Genomic DNA, 1,228 nt, shown 5'->3' on the forward strand with positions numbered 1-1,228 from the left:
ATCGCTCTCGCTATTAAAGCGTCCTTGATTGCTTGAAGCCGCTAAATTGTTGATCTCGGTGTTGTTTAGTCGGTTGTGTGGCACTCTAACTAACAACTCGTCCGGTTTCAAGTCTATGTTATAGTATTCCTTGATCGCTTTCTCGTAAATGTAACGGCTTTTAGGCGTGAAGTTTAGCATGCCTTGGATGCGGTGGTTTCCTGCGATCACTTGCCCGTCATGCAGAATGATTGGTAAATCTTCAAACCCTCCGCTCCCAAATATCTTTTTTGGATCAAAATTCTCAGCGATGCTTTTAATCTGCTCTTCGTTCATGTCGGTGCGTTTTTGCGTCCCGCCTGTGGTAAAGCTTGGTTTTAAATCTTTAGCTTTCACGATCGCATAATCTAGATCGTAAATCTCTCGTTCGTTCAACCGAACTCGGCTTTTTGGGATCTGCACTTGTGTTTGTGTAGGGATATCAACTCCAACTTCTATTTTAGTCTGGCTTTCAATGTTGCCTGCATTGCCTCGCTCGTGTTCTAATTTCTTTTTTAACGCTTCTTTACGCTTGTTTTCTTGCTCTTTAGCTTTTAAAAATTCCTGTTCGCTTTCTTTGGCTTCACTTTCTAATTTCGCTAACTTTTCGGCGTTGGCTTGTTCAAGCGGGCTTAATTTTGTAGCGTTTTGTGGGGTTTCGTTTAAATTTTCGCTTGTTTTTAATAAATCCTCTTGATCTGTTAGCGGTTTTTGGGTAGGATTAGGTTCTACGGAGTTTAAGGGCAGAATCTCGCTCTTTGTGATTAGTGGAGATGTATATAAACTTTCACTATTCTCCAACTTCTCATATCCTGTTATAATCCAATGATTAGGTAATTTTTCTCCTTTCCAATTATCTTTTAAACCTACTCTTATATTTTGGTATTCAATAGCTATTCTGCCGTTATTATCAACCTTAACGCCTTTCTCTATAATCTCAGGGATTGATTTAATTACATTTAGTGCGTATTCTTTAGCTTGTTGTTCGTTTAAGCCTTTAGCTATGGCTTGATCTTCTCGGCGTTTTAAGATGTGTTCTAACCCGTAATCTTTATTGCCCCACACAAAATCAATCCCTCCTAAATCCTCCCTATAAGCTGCGCCTGCGACTTGTCCGTTTTCCTCTTGCAAGAGCTTCTCTAACGCTTCCTTAGGCTTTAGAGCAAACTCGGGGTAATTCTTGCCAAATTCTTTGAGTGGGGTTATAGCG

1 protein-coding gene is annotated in these 1,228 nt (G+C 40.2%); it reads right to left on the bottom strand.

Annotation, left to right across the window (positions count from 1 at the left end; all coding sequences use genetic code 11):
* Positions 1-1,228 (bottom strand): DUF3519 domain-containing protein (locus tag EAL49_RS08335; protein ID WP_162973144.1); only part of this gene is annotated, 1,228 nt, incomplete at both ends.

The organism is Helicobacter pylori (genome assembly GCF_003637665.1).
In the GTDB taxonomy this organism is placed as follows: domain Bacteria; phylum Campylobacterota; class Campylobacteria; order Campylobacterales; family Helicobacteraceae; genus Helicobacter; species Helicobacter pylori_CK.